Below are 16,177 nucleotides of genomic sequence, written 5' to 3'. Positions count from 1 at the left end.
TAAAAAGGTGCGTTCTATCCACCCATTTATCCTTCAACGTAATAGATACCAATCAAAACATAGGACTAAAATTCTGCAAATTAAGGTCAATAATCAGTCGAAAGTGAGCTTAAAAGAATGAGAAAGCTAAAACGATATCAAGTGATTACCCCTCAAACTGTATAAAAAACCGCTACCGCAAAAAAGCAAACTCCTATAGCATTATTTATACCCACTTACATGGATGTGGCAGCGGCCATATTTAAGATTGAGTCAACAAGCGATTTATGCCCTGCAAACAGCGCAGCGCATAAATACTAAGACGTTATGTTACTACGGAGTTTAATGCATGGATGTTGGTCAATTTAAGCTATCTAAGAAGTTTATGATGATTATGCTTTTCTCATTGGTAGCTTTTGGGCTTTACTCATCTCTAGATTTAGTCGTAAGGGTTGGAGACTTTAATTCTGTTATGGAGCTAAGTCGCCCACTAGATACAAGGCCAGAAAAACACACTGAAAATTTAGAAGTTCTAAAAGCGCGTATTCAGCTTCTTGAAACACAATTAGAAGCACAAAGCTCATATCAAACAATGACTCAAAAAATAGAGAGTCGAGTTTGGATTCTTTATGCCATATTTCAATTTATGTTTATCTTGCTCATTTATAATTTCTTTATATCAAAAGAAAAACTTAGTAATTCAAACGTAACCTAACAAGGATTTTAAAGTCTGACTCGTAATAGCTTGCTTGGTTCCACTTTGTTTCACATTTTAGCAAGCTATTAATCGTCGCTTAAAACGGCGTTATTTCATAGAAATTTTAATCCAATACTCACTAATTAGATCTAAAAGTCTAACTAAGAAATGTCCAATTATTTGCTACTAAATAGTCAATTAGAGAAAGCCAATGAAATTATCCGACTCGCAAGACGAACTTAAAAAAAGACTGGAACAGTCGATTGATATCATCACACCGCGCCGAGCGTTGGAGGTGATGTTGGCGTTTTATGGCGAACAGCGTTTTGATGATGTGGAGATTGATGAAGATGGTGACATGTTGTTGTACGAGTGGGGTATTTGCAACTCTCGTCAATTTTCGCTAAGTGTCACAAGACAATTTATCATCACCGATGAAGATGAGCCTTATCAGTTACACCTTAGACTGTACTTTCCCTTAACCGATGCACTGCGACAGCTTAACGGCGGTAATGAATGGTGCCATTCGCCAGATGAGTTGCCCGTATTCAGGCAATCGATTGAGTCTTCAGCCCCCTTCAGGGCACTTATCGATGATCAGCCGTTAAAGGTGGAATTGTACTTCGAGCAGTGTTGATCCTTGTGTTGTGAACATCACTCGAATGACCGTTTTTAGCCGGTTGAAAGGGCATATATATTTTAAGTATGTGCGTTTCAGTTGGTATAAAAGTGAGTGCATAATAAAAACTGATATGAGATCCATATATGCAACAAGCAGCGCTGTATTCAATGCTCAATGCGTCCGGTTTTTCGGTTCAGGTCTTTGAAGATTACCCATCGTTCTTCGGTAATTGGCGCATCATATTAAAGCGCGGGCAACACACCTATGAAGTGGTGAGTGATAACCGAGAAGGCTGGTTATCACTATGGCGATTATTAAGCGACCAAGGGCAAAAGTTGTTTGAAATTGAATCAACACGGCTTACGCAAGAGCAGCAGCTAACTCAGATTGCTCAATGGTTGGAAGCGGTTAACCATATAGATCTCAATATGTAATCGGAGGGAGATATTTCCTATCTTCTATATAGGTTTAGCAAGAGTTAGTCAGGATACCTATCCACTCCTTTTAGTAAGTCAGCTTTGTGGCGTTTCTTTGAGAGAAGATGAAAAATATTCCTCCTATTATCTCATTCCGCATTTAGAAAGTTACGTCAGAAAAGGAGCAGAATGAGATGCGGAATATTTACATTCAATAATCAACCATATTGTTTAAATTTGCTTATGGATAATAAAAGCGCTGCAATTGCAGCGCTTTTCAATCTTAACCTCGGCAATCTACTGGCAGATATTCATCGGGAATACCGTTACTGCTGCAGAGCCAAGTGATATTGTTTTGTTCATCGACTTGAGGTGAGAGGTATACCTCATAATCTTGGTAATCCCCGAGCGCTTCGCCCCCAACAAAACCCACTATGCCATCTGTGTATAGGTTAAATGTTTCCAGTTGTTCGTCCGTTAACCCAAGCACTTCTAATTCCGTTGGCCAAGCTTTATTGGTTTGATAATAGCGGGTTAAGGTGTCAGTGATGGGGATTAATGATTGATGTCTTTGCTCTATATGCGCCATTGCTAATGATGCATCGGGAACGGTGAGCATCAATGTTGGTGTATCGTTTGGCGTATCGTAGCTTATGCTCGCTCCCATTTTTTCTTGATAGTCTTTATAGGCCGGAACGGCAATCGCCGCCGCAACGCCAATAATCGCAGCCAAGATAATCAATCCACCACCCGTTGTACCTAAGCGTGGCATAAAGATGCTAAATACATAAGCCCATGCACTGCGAGAAGGCGCCACATAATCTTTGCCCTGCGCCTTGGCTTGGACTCTTGCCATACGTTTAGTTAACCAAGGATAGCTGCCATTAAGCTCGTGTAATGACATCCAAAAACCGCTCGATTCTTGGGTTTGGCGAATATATTGGTCTATATTCATACGCTTCCATTGCTCGACGCCTGCGGCTAATACAGCAACCGCATTGGTGGCAGAACGTAAGCTGTTGCAGCAACGTAACCCGTGGAGATCGCAGGTATATTCACAGGCGCGAGAATAAGCCGCACCCACTAAAGGTAACCAAGTGGCGAAGACTAAGAAGGGCGCTTTACCTATATGATTGCGGCGAATATGGCCTAGCTCGTGGCCGATATAGAAGTTGAGCGCATCTTTATCGGACTCAAGTGCATCTACAATCGATGAAAATAGCACTATATAGTTGCGGCCGAGAAAGCGAGTCGCCAGCGCATTGAGCATGCCGTCGGCGGCGAGTAGGTAGGCCCTTGGTGGTTCTTTTATTTCTAAGCGTTCGCAGCAGGCTAAATATTGTTTATGTAAATCAGGGAATTGCTCTGCGTTGATCTCAACAGCGGTGCCTTTTAAGTAGCTGATAAAGGCGGAATGGCTAAAGAGATAGATAATGAAAAACGCCAATACATAAAGCAGCGCGGCACCTAGAGTGCCTATGATCAATCCAGCCCAGACGAGTCCTGAAATAATGGCTAATATGGTGAACAGTGATTTTTCCTTCGAGTAAACAGTATCGGCCATTTGGATGGGATTATCGTTCCCTGTGGTCATAACGTGTTCCATGTTGATCCTTTTCCTAGTGAAGTGACAAGCGGCGTGAAAATAGTCAATTTCACTAGGAAATTCAACCACTATCGCGCGCAAAGCAAAAAATTAACCGTTTTGTCATTCAGTTTAATCAATCATGCATAAATTATAGTAGGTCAATTTCGTCAGGATTTTGTGGCTTTTTAGCGCTAAAGTGTCCGATTATGCAGGCGGACATCGGTTGGTAAGTGGCTCTTAGTCCTGGGCATTTTCCTCGCCGCGCACTAGAATTAGGTGTTTCCGCAACAGATCGGCTGTTGGGGTAGCTATGGCAAGCGTTGAAACAAGCCACAGAAATACAAAGGAATTGATATGGCCAAGTTAACAAATAAGATGATAAGTAATCGATTGGGTTTCAAATGGTACTGTGCCGCAGGCGTGATGGTTAGCGCGTTAAGTGCAGGAGCAATGGCGGCTAACGCGCCTTCTTTTGACTGCACGAAAGTGAATGCTGGCAGTATTGAAGACATGGTCTGTAAGGATGCGGGGCTGAACCAACTCGATAATCAGTTAGCTAAGGTTTATAGCCAAGCACTTGAAAAAGCAAAGAATGAACAGCCTCCTACTTTAAAAGCGATGCAACGTGGTTGGGTGAAAGGGCGTAATGAATGCTGGAAGAGCGACGATAAACACGCGTGTATTCAATCTAGCTATCAAACGCGCATTGCCGAGCTACAGGCACAATATCGTTTAGTTGAAATGACGGGACCTGTGTCTTATGCCTGTGACGGCAGTCCTGCTAATGAATTGGTCGTGACTTATTTTAAAACCGAGCCAGCTACCCTGATTGCCGAACGCGGCGATCAAACCTCGCTGATGTTTGTACAACCCAGTGGTAGTGGTGCTAAATATCAGGGCAGAAATGAGAGCTTATGGGAGCATCAAGGTGAGGCAAAAGTAGTTTGGGGCTACGACACGCCGGAAATGACCTGTAAACTGGTAACCAAATAGCGTTAATTGAAGGTTGGCATGAAACAAGCTCTAGTGCATATCGCCTTAGTCGTCAGAGATTACGATGAGGCAATTGATTTTTACGTGAATAAATTAAAATTTGAACTGGTGGAAGACAGTTATCAGGCCGAGCAGGATAAGCGCTGGGTGGTGGTAGCGCCGCCAGGCTCTAAGGGCGCATCTATCTTGCTCGCGCGAGCGTCTAAACCTGAGCAGTTCGATTTTATCGGTAACCAAGCGGGAGGTCGGGTATTTTTATTTTTAAATACCGATGATTTTTGGCGTGACTATCAACGTATGGTTGCCGATGGGATTCATTTTATCCGCGAGCCGCAGGAACAGGATTACGGTACGGTAGCTGTGTTTGAAGATCTCTACGGGAATCTTTGGGATTTGCTGCAACTTAATGTGCAGCATCCCATGGCGCAAAGACTCGCCTATCAGAGTTAACGTGAGTTGATTTCGGTTATTTTGAGATCGATTAACTGCTTTTGCCACAGGGCTTTATCTATACCCTTAACCCAGATAATACTGCTCTTACGCTGTTCACCTTTACGAAGATAGGTTTCTGGCATGCGGAAAATGGCTTCCCATACTTCGAGTTTATCGGTTTTGAGCAAAGTACCATTATCAGCAAAGAAACGAGCTTCGACCTCGACTAAAGTAACGTGTTCATTGCTAGTACTGGCCAGTTCGAAGGTGAGTCCAAGTTTATCACCTTTCCATTGGCTGTCAGTAAAGCTGACTTTAATACCGTCTTTAGCGGTTGTGCCTAGCAGTTCTGGTTTAGCCATTGCAGTCGCGGTCAGTGTTGTGACTGGCACGGATACCGCTGACGTTGTCGTTAGGCTCGTGGCGCTGTTAATGGTAGTCGATGCGTTGACAACGGTTTCAGTCGCCAAAACATTCGGTGCAGTTTGAGTTTCTGTGAGTACATATTCCCAAGTAAAATCATCTTTTAGTCTGACTTGAGCGCCATTTTCAAGGGTAACTCTTGCTACATCGGCCGCAATTACTGATGAGGAGAGCAGTAGCCATGAACTAAGGGCGCTAAAGCGAAGTAAAGTGTGCATTGGTTTCTGGTTCCGATATCCGTTTGAGTCAATATTGTGGACTAACATAGTTTATTTACCCCGCATCAGTCACTGACTAAGTTGTGTTTTGCTGAAGAAAATTGACTTTGCTAAGTGCTTAATGATGAAAAATCTAATGGCTTTTTAGTTTAGTCCGCCTGAACATTTTAAGTATTGATGAACTATTTTTACGATTCGCCGGTCTTATCTTCAGGTCATTGGCGAGTGATCTCAGCTTTTATTTTAATTATCAAATAATAAGGTGAAAACAATCCGGTTTTTTAAGTTATCGACTAGGCAAACAGGCAACCTATGGGGCGTGATGGTGTTTACCATTTTGACCTTGTTCTGTTTGACTCAAAACAGTGGAATACTTAATTTGCTGCTCAAGGAGTCGAGCGTGCAGGCGATGTCGGCTACGTCTTTTTCGAGTGTAGCTGCAAGCGCCAACTCAGCCGTTAACACTGGCTCAACTTCAAGCAGTATGGCTAGCAATGCTGACGCCCAATTGCTAGGTGCTGAGTTGGTCAAAAGTAAGCCTAAAAAATGTGAATTGTCTGAGAAATTGATCCGGATCTGTATCGATGCTCCAAGTACCATTCCATTACTTATCCTGTTGTTCCTACTTCCGTTACTTCCCCGCGCCTCCAGCGTGATAACTCTGCTACCTATACCCAGTTATCAAGCGAAGCCTAGGCGAATACATCTCACATTCTGCCGTTTTCAAGAATAGAAATAGCGTATTTATCCACTCTTGAATTAAGCCTGCTATCACGCTGATGTTTCTTAAGCCGTTACTCTATTTGTCACTAGAGCATGGTTAAGAAGCAAAGTAAGCCTTTACACGGCATAACAAACAGTTAATGCCTATTTTGGGAACAAAATGAGTATATTAAAATCCATATTTACCAAATTCTGGATACTCGCCTTGATAGTGACGAGTCCGTCGCTAATGGCCGCATCGACGGGCTGGTTGGTTAATGATAATCACCCGCCAGCCAAAGTACGTTTTATGCTGACGGGCGAAGTTGATCCCGCAACGAATACTTTGCCCGCTGTGCTTGAAGTACAACTTGAGGGTGATTGGAAAACCTATTGGCGCAGTCCTGGGGAAGGCGGTATCGCGCCGACGATAAAATGGGATGGCTCACACAATCTACAGCAAGTGGATTGGAGATGGCCAGCGCCAGAGGAATTCTCATTATTGGGGTTACAAACCTTTGGTTACAAAGGCAATACCACCTTTCCATTAACCCTAAAAGTCGATGATATCGCTGCCCCAACTCAGTTGCGTGGCAAAGTGACCTTGTCGACCTGTACCACTATCTGTGTTCTGACGGATTATCTGATTAGTCTTGATTTCACTCCCAATGCGCTGCAAGCAGATACCGATGCCATGTTGGCTTACAACAAGGCCGTGTCGCTTGTGCCACAAAAAGTGCTGACCCAAGAGGGCCAAAATCCTGCCATGACCATGGGTTGGGATGCCGCTAAAGGTCAACTTGAAGTCAGACTTAATGATGCCAATTGGCAGCAACCCACGGTGATTATCGATGGTGAGCCGGATACCACATTTAAGCTAGTGAGCTTAAAGCCAAGCGAAAGTGAAGCAAATGGCCAGCAGTTGATTGGTATTTTTACTGGTCAAAGCTGGTTGGGTGAGCCTGAAGTTTTGGGTAAATCGCTGAACATGACTGTCGCCGATAGCGAGCGGGCGTTGGAATACAGCGCCGAAGTTAAGCCTGTGGTGATTACCCAAGAAGGTACCTCGATATTTGGTATGATTTTGTTAGCACTTATCGGTGGTTTGATCTTAAACGTTATGCCCTGCGTGTTACCAGTACTCGGCATAAAGCTCAGCTCAGTGGTGGCCGCGCCTGATCTGAAGCGTAATCAAATTCGCCAACAGTTCATCGCATCGGCGTTGGGGATATTGGCCTCATTCTGGTTATTGGCTGGCTTTATCTTAATGCTTAAGCTCACGGGTCAAGCGATAGGCTGGGGAGTACAGTTCCAAAACCCTTGGTTTATCGGCTTTATGGCGCTGGTGACCACAGTGTTTGCCTTCAATATGTTAGGTGTATTTGAGATTAACTTACCCTCTAACGTGCAAACCAAGTTAGCGACAACGGGCGGTAATAATAACAGCGGTCATTTTTTACAGGGTATGTTTGCGACGCTGCTGGCGACACCGTGCAGTGCACCATTTTTGGGTACTGCGGTCGCCTTCGCTTTGGGCGCCGATGTACTGAGCTTGTTTGCCATCTTCACTGCGTTGGCCGTGGGTATGGCGTTCCCTTGGTTGATTGTGGCGGCATTTCCGCAGGTGGCGGGTTATTTCCCTAAACCCGGTCGCTGGATGAATACAGTCAAAGTGTTTTTCTCCGGCATGTTGCTCCTCACCAGTTTATGGCTCATTAGCTTGTTGGCTAGCTTTATCGATATGCTGTACCTGTGGCCATTAGCGGCTTTCATTACACTGATATTTATGGTGTTTATGGCTAAAAAATATGGTGCGATTGCCATTGTGAGCTGCTTAGGTATCGGTATTTTACTGTCGGCGGTTATTGCCTTTATGACGCTGAATCAGTGGGCTAAACCTTTACCTGCGGATCTTGCTTGGACGCCATTGGATCAAGCATTGATTAATCAGCAGGTCGCTCAGGGCAAGACAGTATTTGTCGATGTGACTGCCGATTGGTGTATCACTTGTAAGGCCAATAAAGTTGGTGTGATCTTGCAAGACCCTGTTTATAGCCTGTTGCAACAGCCGCATATTGTGCCGATGAAGGGCGATTGGACTACGCCTTCTGAGCCTATTACTCACTACCTGCAAAGCCATAATCGTTTCGGGGTGCCATTCAACGTGGTTTACGGCCCGGGTGCACCGCAGGGGATTGAGCTGCCGGAAATTCTATCGACTGACCTTGTGCTTGCTGCGATTGAGCAGGCATCAGCATCCCCTGAAAGTCATCCGTAGTGGCAGGGAAATAACGCTAACGACCAGCCTCACTCGGTAATCACTGGTGAGCTAGCCAAGTGAAACTTAACAAATACTCAGGTCAGGGATAACCCTGACCTAAAAATGGAAACGTATTATGAAACAGATGATTACAGTAAAAAAAGAAACGGAATCAATGCAGGGAAATCAAATTATTGGCACCACACTTATGTCGAAATTTAGCCTTTTATTCAAACATCGTCAGTTGCAGATGTTTGCCATATCGGGAGTGGCCATGGCAATGCTGGTGGTCTCTTTGCCTTCGCTGAGCACGGCTGCCCATGCCAAGGACAGCAGTTTATCGGCGGCGCAGCAGCAAGAAGTGCGAGCCATCATTAAAGATGCCTTGATTAATGATCCGGACCTAATGAGAGAAGCGATTCTTGCGTGGCAAGCTAGGGAGCAACAGGGCGCAGATGCCGCAATGCAGGCTAGCTTAGCGAGTCATCATCAAGCCATGTATGAAACCAAAAGTGACCCATGGAAGGGGGCTGCAACGCCTGAGATATCTATGGTGTATTTCACCGATCTTAACTGTCCATACTGTAAGAAAATCGAACCTTCGCTGAACAAGTTGATTGAGGAGTTTCCGCAGTTAAAGATCATAGTCAAAATGGTGCCGCTGCAGGGCGAAGGCTCCAAAATGGCGGTCGATTTTGCCCAAACGGTTTGGTTAAACGAGCCTGAAAAGTATCTCAAAGTGAAGGATATGTTGATGTCGAGTCCGCGTGGACTCGATGCCGCCGCCATCGCTAAGGTCGCTAAGCTGACGGACACCGAGCGTTGGGTGGGCAATATAGATGAACGCGTTGCTAAAATGGTCGATGACAATATTAATTTAATGAATGATTTAGGTATAGGTGGCACCCCAAGTATGATAGTGGCCGATACGCTTATTCCCGGATTAGTGCCTTACGAAGAGTTAAAAGCACAGCTTGAAGCCGCGATTGCCGCCAAAGATAAGACGCAGAAAATCCGTCAAGATGCAGCCAAAGGAAACTGAAAATATGAACGCCGAACAGGTTTCAATATCTTTACCTAAACGCATATTGGGCTGGATTAAACAGCTAGCACTTTGGCTGTTAATCGTCCTTGTATTGACCAGCGTGATGGACATCTGGCGCGGCAAAGATATCCCGCGGGATAATTTGCCGCCGTTACAAGGAATGACTTTGACCGGGGTTGAGGTTGATATCGCAAAACTTAGTCAAGATCAGGCAGTATTAGTGTACTTTTGGGGCACTTGGTGCCCTGTGTGTAATTATGTCAGCCCAGCGGTGAGTCAAATGTCGGCCTATTACCCTGTGGTCACGGTTGCCATGAGTTCGGGTGAGGATGATAAACTGAGAAAATATCTTCAACATCAGGGTTATGGCTTTGACACTATTAATGATAGTGACAGTAAGATTGCCCGTGATTGGTCATTACAGGCAACGCCAACCATTATGATCGTTAAAGAAGGTGAGTTAAAACACTACACGACAGGCTTTACTAGCCTGCCCGGTATGTGGTGGCGAATGCTCCTTGCTTAAACGGAACCAGCAAACATATCGCATTGAGTGAAAGGGGATTAAGTATGCAAATTAAGCCAGTGATTTTGGGATTAGTGACAGGTGTAGCATTCAGCTTACCAGTCTTTGCTGATGATGTACCCCAACGCGGCTGTGCCGCCAAGTTAGAGGCCATTAGCCAGCAAATTGAGCATGCTAAAACGGCGGGTAATACATATAAAGTAGCAGGGCTTGAAAAAGCCTATAAAGAAGTCATGACCCATTGTAATGACGATAAGCTATATGCTGAGCGATTGGCAAAAATACAGGCGTTGGAAGCGAAGTTAGTCGAACGTCAAAATGAACTGACTCAAACGGTAAAAGAAGGCCGGCCGATGGATAAAGTCAGTAAAAAACAGGCTAAGGTTGCTGAAGTTGAGGCTGAGCTTGCCAAGGCTAGGGAAGAATTGGAACGCTAAGTTTCTATCGCTGTGAGAGCGAAATTATTCTAAATAATGTGTTGTTAATTTTTTAAAGAGTAATGTGCTTTCACTAAGGTATTAATCGAACTGAGCTTGGAGATACCTTAGTAACGGCTATTGTGTTAACCCAGTTAGGAGTGAAACTGTGGATCAAGAAATAAGGCTCGAAATTTCTAAGTGGCTAGCGGGCTTTGGAATTGATAGCCAACCCTCTGATGGAATGTCTACCACCATCATCATTTTTGCTTGTTTACTCTTGGCGGGAATCGCCTATTTCATTGTTCGGCGTGTCGTTATTCGAGCCGTTAATATGGTGATCCAACGTTCTAAGGTGACTTGGGATGATGTTTTTATGCGTCATAAAGTGCTTGAAAAGCTGGCGATGGTAGTGCCTGCCATAGTGCTTAATTTATTGATCCCTATAGCCTTAACGGAACATCCATTATTAAGTGGTCTGGTTGACCGACTATTGAGTATTTGGTTAGTGGTACTGATGATCCGCGCCATTTATGCTGCTTTAGATGCGGTTGATGAAATATCAGATGTGAACCTAGTTGGACGACGTCTCCCTGTTAAAAGTTTTGTGCAGTTAACTAAGCTGTTTTTGTTCTTTGTTGGGATTATTGTTTCTATCTCAATCTTGGCTGATCAGTCACCTGTGTACTTCCTCAGCGGCTTAGGTGTGGCAACGGGTTTTGTGATGCTGGTGTTTCGCGACACTATTCTAGGTTTTGTGGCGGGTATTCAGTTGGCGGCAAACCGAATGGTGAGCAAGGGCGACTGGATCCAGATGGACAAGTACGGTGCCGATGGCGCAGTCGAAGAGGTCTCGTTAACCACTGTCAAAGTGCGCAACTGGGACAAAACCATCACTATGATCCCCGCATACGCGTTAGTCTCGGATGCGTTTCGTAACTGGCGTGGTATGTCTGAGTCGGGTGGCCGTAGGATTAAGCGTGCGGTAAATATCGATATCAATAGTATTAAGTTTTTGACTGAGGATGATCGGAATCGCCTCAGTAAAATCAACTGCTTGAAAGAATATTTTCCTGCAAAAATTAATGAAATCCGCGAGTCAAATGCTAAGGTTTCTGACCTTGATATGATAGTGAATGGACGGCATTTAACAAATGTCGGGACTTTCCGTGCTTATTTACAGGAATATTTGCAACGTCACGATAAAGTGCATAAGGATATGACCTTGATGGTGCGCCAGTTAGCGCCGACGACCGAGGGATTGCCTATTGAGATTTATATCTTTACTAACGATACCCGCTGGGCATTTTATGAGGCAATCCAAGCCGACATATTTGACCATATTTTTGCGGTATTGCCTGAGTTTGGTTTGCAGGCCTTCCAAGCGCCGACAGGCAATGATATCCGCAGTCTAAAATCGGTTAAGGTCGAGGGTTAGTCTCGACTGATCAGAATCACGGCGAGGGTTAAAAATACTCCGCCGCTGGTTCTGTCAAACCAATGGAGTTTGTTACTTGCCCTAAGCGTTGGTGCAAGTACGTTTGCCATACTGGCGTAAATCATCACAAATCCAAAATCCACTACGGCCCATGTAAGTGCTAATAGGGTCAGTTGTGGCACTTGCGGCGCGGAGATATCAATAAATTGCGGAAACAATGCGGCAAAAAACAGTAAATCTTTTGGATTGCTTATTCCCACAAGAAAAGCCTGTTTGTAGAGTTGTTTAGGTGTCCCTTTACCTTTTAATTGGCTGACTTCAATGGGGGCCGCATGGCTTTTCGTCAGTAGCAGTTTAATACCTAAAAATACTAAATAGGCAGCACCACACCATTTGAGTAAGGTAAAGCCATAGTCTGAAGCGCTGATAACGGCACCTAATCCTGCAGCAGAGGCCATCATCAAAATTAAAGCCGCACTCACACTGCCAAGACCTGTAGCTATACTGCGTATTTTGCCGAAATGGATCCCATGTGACATAGACAACATAGCGATAGGTCCGGGCGAAATGCCAATCAATACAATGGCAAAAAGATAGAGTAACCAAGTGTCGGGGTGCATATATGTCGCTCTAAATTGAATTAATGTTTATCGCTCGCCACAAAATCAGGGATCACCTTAGGATGGCGACCTTTAATGGTGCGGTAGAAGCTCAAAATATCCTGCATATCGGTTGTGATATCGCCACAGGGCTGCAATGGCGTCCGTATAATGACAGTGCGGCGACTAAAGTCTAGCCCTACAGGAGTAATAGGTACCCCAGCTTTGCTGGCAATATGGTAGAAACCGCACTTCCAACGCGTTACGGGGCTGCGGGTACCTTCGGGGGCGAGTGCCAGTTTGTAATCGGCTTTAGATTCAAAAAGTTGTACGGCAGTATCGACTAAATTATTATTTTTACGCCTATCTACTGGGCTGCCGCCTATGGCGCGAAAGAACCAGCCCCAAGGTGGGATAAAGAGTTGATGTTTACCGAGAAAGTGAATTCGAGTTCCTAAGGCGCCACGGGCTAAAACCCCTACTATAAAATCCCAGTTACTGGTGTGTGGCGCAACGATGACGATGTATTTAGCACAGTCAGGGAGTTGCCCTTCTATTTGCCAACCTGAAATGTTGAGTAGCCAGCGGCAAAGTATGGTAAACATAGTGAGATACTCAGAGTAGAAAAATTAATAATATCATCAGCATTTTAGCTTATGGTATGAGCGAGGCAAGATAGTCTAGACTAATTTGGCTATAGTACTTGATTGTGGGGGGACGATACGATGTTGAAAAAAGGGCGATTAAACATGCTTGTGTTGCAGCGTGTTTTGGCGACGCTTTTACTCTTAGTGACTTGCCATGTAAATGCGGTACCAACGGATGACATCACCCAAATGCTCAAAGGCCAAGAAGATGCGTGGAATCGTGGTGATCTTAACGCCTATATGCAAGGCTATTGGAAAAATGAGCAATTACGTTTTGTTTCAAATGGAAAATTTAGCTATGGCTGGGAGGCAACCCTTGCTGCTTATAAAAAGAATTATCCCAATAAAGAAGCGTTGGGCGAGCTTAAGTTCACCATCAAAGAAATCAAAATGTTAAGTAATTATGCCGCCATGGTTGTGGGACGTTGGGATCTACGCCGTGCAAAGGATGCCCCTTCAGGCGTATTTACCTTGTTGGTTGAAAAAATAGAGGATCGCTGGGTGATTACCATGGATCACAGCTCTGACTAAGTTCTGCTCTAACTGCCTGTATTCGTTGTGACGGGTAACATGAAGTGAAAATCCTGCTGCCCAAGTTGCCTACCTTTGCCATCGTATCTCACTTCGGTGAAATGCATGCTGCCTTGAACATCTTCTAGTAAAACGCTGGTGGAGCGAGTTCCATAATCGGGATGGCGAATATAAATTGCCGCTAAACGTCGCTCCCATTCGAGCCCAATTCCTGTGTTGGGTAATTCGTTATCCAATGGTTGGGAATCATCTTTCATCAGTTGGAGTAGAGCGGGTATCTCTATACTTTGCGATTGATTGATCAATGCCTCTAATGCCTGCTGTCCCTTTGCCATTTTGGGCCAAATATCATCGAGTGCTCCATTGCTAATGGCATGAAATCCATCGGATAGTTTTATAGTTTGCTTATTTAGGCTGTTAAAACAATACAGATGTACACCTTGCCCAAAAACCAAGTTGAAGGGCTGATAATTATCACTATGCTCGGCAAGCCAATTAGGACAAATCAGTGAACCAGAGCTGAGTGCCTTAGTAATCAGTTCTCCACGACTACGCATCGCTTCAGGACTCTTTTGTGGCACTCGTAAATTAGTGACTCCAGCAACTTGTCCTTGTTTATTGACGCCAAACCAAGTGCCGCCAGCCTGCATATCTTTACCTGCCAGAATATTATGGTCTGGTGACCAATAATGGGCGGGGGCCGTTGGCCTATGGTGAAACTCATCACGGTTAGCGCAGATGATGAGGGGGTACTGAGGATGGGCGTTGATAGCCACAAATAGTATGCACATAACAGGCTAAATTAATCTCAATGTTGGATTAACTTAGCCTGTCTACTCACAAATGAACAGTATTAGTGGTGGTGTGAGTCTTTATCCGCCTTGCTATGCCCATGTGAATGAGTATGAGATTGATTTTTTACTGGCGGGTGTCCATGGCTGTGCTCGTTATGTGCATGCCCATGTTGATGTGATTCTGCTTTACCCAACATAAGACGACGTAAAAACTGGCGAGGGCCTAAACGTAATAAACTCGCAGCAAAAAGCGCGGAGAGTATCAGCAGTGCCAATATGTTGATTATTTCCGGTAGCGTGACAAGCGAAAACCACACAGGTAAACGCATCGAGGCAATTAAGGCTATCGCAATAAGAGATAGCAATACGCCTCTTTGCTGCCAAGTCATCAATTTAAGCTGAGCAATATTAAGCACCGGCGCCGCAATGAGTGGCAGAATAATCGCCAGCGGACTCCAGCCACTGTAAGCAAGCGCTAAGGCTAATACGGCAGCACCTAAGTTACAGAAACGCATAGGTAAAAAAACCAATAACAGCACTATGAGTTGTAGTACAGGGTGGTTTAAGGGGACTGATGGATGACCGATAAGATTCACTAGCACTAAGCTCAGTAGGATCCATGGCGCGCTACGATCGACTAAGTGCGCAAAACCAAAATGCAGCGCACGATGGGGTAATTGAGAGTGTGGATCGGTTATTTGAACCTGAGCATAGCTTAAATACACGCTCAGAATCAAAGTGACAACTAATTGAAATAAAGCAAACCAAGGTCCGAGTAGTAGGAAAGTAATAACCAAGGCTTCAGGTCCCGCTAAGCGTTGGAACCAGCGTCGAGTTAAGCAGTTATCCTGAGGCGTTAGGCCAAATTTAAATCGAACTGCTGCCGCTGTATAACTCAGTAGAAGTATGGGGGCAAGTATTAGCAACCAAGGTATTAGCTGCTCTGTGCTGTGATCATGGTGGGCATGTTGATGGCCACCAGTATCCATCAACAGCAATGCCATTAATAAAGCTATCCCTAATAAGCTGCCAATACCTGCTTGGTATTCATATTTGCCTTGTTTATCGGTTTCATGCTGACCATGGGGTTGATGTAATACAACATGTAAAATTGAACCTGTTACAAATGCTTGTAAATAAACAGTTTTATCTATGCTTGTGTGTGATAAAAGCTGTTCGCTGGCAAAATAGCCTATGCCAGTGAATACCATAATGGCGGCAAAGATAACGAGCGTCCAACGGATACCAAGATGGGGTTTAAGTATCCACCAAACGGCAAACCCCACAGGGAGCCGATGGAGTATAACGCCCAACGCTAGCAGAATGGAGTTACCTTCCTGCTGTGCCAACACCATTGCACTACCATCAGTCATGGTATGTAGCAATAAGCCGCTAATACCAAGGAAAAGGGCGAAATTATGGGTGATTTCAGAGTAACGATGAAATAATCGTTCACTGGCTGTTGGCCCCCAAAGCCCGAGGATAACAAAGACGATCGCGAGAATGCCACCATGCTCAAGTAGTTCTGGCAAGATATGGATGAGCACCAACCCGCCCAAAGAGACAAATATAAAGCCATCGAGTCCCTTCTGTAGACCGCTACCCGATGAAAAATAGCGATAAAACAGTGGCCCGATTAAGAGTGCAAGACAACTAGCGAGAAGATAGAGCATGGAGTCCACAATATTTATTGAAAAAACGCCGTAGTATAGCAGTTGTTATGTAAATGAGCAGTGACTTGTTGGTAATTTACCAAACTGACGTACCAATGATATTTGTGTCAATGTCGTGGAGATTTTACTCGGTTTACCCATCTATAAATATCCAGGACTCTGCGGGAGTTTAAAGCGT

General features: G+C 44.6%; 17 protein-coding genes and 1 pseudogene. 11 read left to right on the top strand and 7 right to left on the bottom strand.

Annotated features, from left to right (window positions below):
* The first annotated feature begins 328 nt into the window (after positions 1 to 328).
* From JEZ96_RS18935 to JEZ96_RS18925, 3 genes are all read left to right on the top strand, one after another.
* Positions 329 to 694, top strand: a complete 366-nt coding sequence (locus tag JEZ96_RS18935; RefSeq protein WP_011918310.1) for a hypothetical protein — start codon at positions 329 to 331, stop codon at positions 692 to 694.
* A 193-nt stretch (positions 695 to 887) separates the two neighbouring features.
* Positions 888 to 1,313 (top strand): hypothetical protein, encoded by a 426-nt coding sequence (locus JEZ96_RS18930; protein WP_061783233.1) that lies wholly within the window; start codon positions 888 to 890, stop codon positions 1,311 to 1,313.
* A gap of 128 nt (positions 1,314 to 1,441) precedes the next feature.
* Positions 1,442 to 1,732 carry a hypothetical protein gene (locus JEZ96_RS18925; protein WP_011918312.1) on the top strand — a complete coding sequence of 97 codons (291 nt, stop codon included), beginning with the start codon at positions 1,442 to 1,444 and terminating at the stop codon, positions 1,730 to 1,732.
* Between the two features lie 265 nt (positions 1,733 to 1,997).
* On the opposite strand, the gene JEZ96_RS18920 is transcribed toward JEZ96_RS18925, so the two are convergent.
* Positions 1,998 to 3,320, bottom strand: coding sequence for a M48 family metallopeptidase (locus JEZ96_RS18920; RefSeq protein WP_025007964.1), 1,323 nt, complete (start codon positions 3,318 to 3,320; stop codon positions 1,998 to 2,000).
* Between the two features lie 336 nt (positions 3,321 to 3,656).
* Between JEZ96_RS18920 and JEZ96_RS18915 the strand changes: the two genes are divergently transcribed.
* Both JEZ96_RS18915 and JEZ96_RS18910 read left to right on the top strand, forming a co-directional pair.
* Positions 3,657 to 4,295: an MliC family protein gene (locus JEZ96_RS18915; protein WP_025007965.1), complete on the top strand. Its 639-nt coding sequence runs from the start codon at positions 3,657 to 3,659 to the stop codon at positions 4,293 to 4,295.
* An 18-nt stretch (positions 4,296 to 4,313) separates the two neighbouring features.
* Positions 4,314 to 4,745, top strand: coding sequence for a VOC family protein (locus JEZ96_RS18910; protein WP_011918318.1), 432 nt, complete (start codon positions 4,314 to 4,316; stop codon positions 4,743 to 4,745).
* Here the strand turns inward: JEZ96_RS18910 and JEZ96_RS18905 are convergent.
* Positions 4,742 to 5,368 (bottom strand): DUF3157 family protein, encoded by a 627-nt coding sequence (locus tag JEZ96_RS18905; RefSeq protein WP_025007966.1) that lies wholly within the window; start codon positions 5,366 to 5,368, stop codon positions 4,742 to 4,744. The genes JEZ96_RS18910 and JEZ96_RS18905 overlap by 4 nt on opposite strands.
* A 357-nt stretch (positions 5,369 to 5,725) precedes the next feature.
* The gene (locus JEZ96_RS18900; RefSeq protein WP_174520880.1) at positions 5,726 to 5,899 is read right to left on the bottom strand and encodes a hypothetical protein; all 174 of its coding nucleotides are present in this window, start codon (positions 5,897 to 5,899) and stop codon (positions 5,726 to 5,728) included.
* Between the two features lie 352 nt (positions 5,900 to 6,251).
* On the opposite strand from JEZ96_RS18900, the pseudogene JEZ96_RS18895 reads away from it, so the two are divergent.
* The 5 genes and pseudogenes from JEZ96_RS18895 (at position 6,252) to JEZ96_RS18875 (ending at position 11,755) form a co-directional block, all read left to right on the top strand.
* Positions 6,252 to 8,362 (top strand): annotated as a pseudogene (locus tag JEZ96_RS18895) (protein-disulfide reductase DsbD family protein).
* Between the two features lie 176 nt (positions 8,363 to 8,538).
* Positions 8,539 to 9,372 (top strand): thioredoxin domain-containing protein, encoded by an 834-nt coding sequence (locus JEZ96_RS18890; protein ID WP_375154871.1) that lies wholly within the window; start codon positions 8,539 to 8,541, stop codon positions 9,370 to 9,372.
* Positions 9,373 to 9,376: 4 nt separating this feature from the next.
* Entirely contained in the window at positions 9,377 to 9,901 is a 525-nt protein-coding gene (locus JEZ96_RS18885; RefSeq protein WP_011791182.1) for a protein disulfide oxidoreductase, read from the top strand.
* Between the two features lie 44 nt (positions 9,902 to 9,945).
* Positions 9,946 to 10,338: a DUF1090 domain-containing protein gene (locus JEZ96_RS18880; protein WP_011791181.1), complete on the top strand. Its 393-nt coding sequence runs from the start codon at positions 9,946 to 9,948 to the stop codon at positions 10,336 to 10,338.
* A 148-nt stretch (positions 10,339 to 10,486) separates the two neighbouring features.
* On the top strand, positions 10,487 to 11,755 hold the full coding sequence (locus JEZ96_RS18875; protein ID WP_011791180.1) for a mechanosensitive ion channel family protein: 1,269 nt from the start codon (positions 10,487 to 10,489) through the stop codon (positions 11,753 to 11,755).
* Here the strand turns inward: JEZ96_RS18875 and JEZ96_RS18870 are convergent.
* Positions 11,752 to 12,375 carry a LysE family translocator gene (locus JEZ96_RS18870; RefSeq protein ID WP_011918325.1) on the bottom strand — a complete coding sequence of 208 codons (624 nt, stop codon included), beginning with the start codon at positions 12,373 to 12,375 and terminating at the stop codon, positions 11,752 to 11,754. The genes JEZ96_RS18875 and JEZ96_RS18870 overlap by 4 nt on opposite strands.
* Positions 12,376 to 12,395: 20 nt before the next feature.
* Positions 12,396 to 12,959: a lysophospholipid acyltransferase family protein gene (locus JEZ96_RS18865; protein WP_014611785.1), complete on the bottom strand. Its 564-nt coding sequence runs from the start codon at positions 12,957 to 12,959 to the stop codon at positions 12,396 to 12,398.
* 120 nt (positions 12,960 to 13,079) lie between these two features.
* Between JEZ96_RS18865 and JEZ96_RS18860 the strand changes: the two genes are divergently transcribed.
* A complete protein-coding gene (locus JEZ96_RS18860) occupies positions 13,080 to 13,532 on the top strand; it encodes a YybH family protein (RefSeq protein ID WP_014611784.1) in 453 nt (150 codons plus the stop codon).
* An 8-nt stretch (positions 13,533 to 13,540) separates the two neighbouring features.
* Here the strand turns inward: JEZ96_RS18860 and JEZ96_RS18855 are convergent, their stop codons facing one another.
* Entirely contained in the window at positions 13,541 to 14,323 is a 783-nt protein-coding gene (locus JEZ96_RS18855) for an NRDE family protein (RefSeq protein ID WP_061783231.1), read from the bottom strand.
* Between the two features lie 62 nt (positions 14,324 to 14,385).
* Positions 14,386 to 15,999 carry a ZIP family metal transporter gene (locus tag JEZ96_RS18850; protein ID WP_025007970.1) on the bottom strand — a complete coding sequence of 538 codons (1,614 nt, stop codon included), beginning with the start codon at positions 15,997 to 15,999 and terminating at the stop codon, positions 14,386 to 14,388.
* Positions 16,000 to 16,177: the final 178 nt, after the last annotated feature.

The sequence above is a fragment of the Shewanella putrefaciens genome (genome assembly GCF_016406325.1).
In the GTDB taxonomy this organism is placed as follows: domain Bacteria; phylum Pseudomonadota; class Gammaproteobacteria; order Enterobacterales; family Shewanellaceae; genus Shewanella; species Shewanella putrefaciens.
The sequence above is the reverse complement of the archived record's forward strand: the minus strand, read 5'-3'. Positions and strand labels throughout refer to the sequence as shown.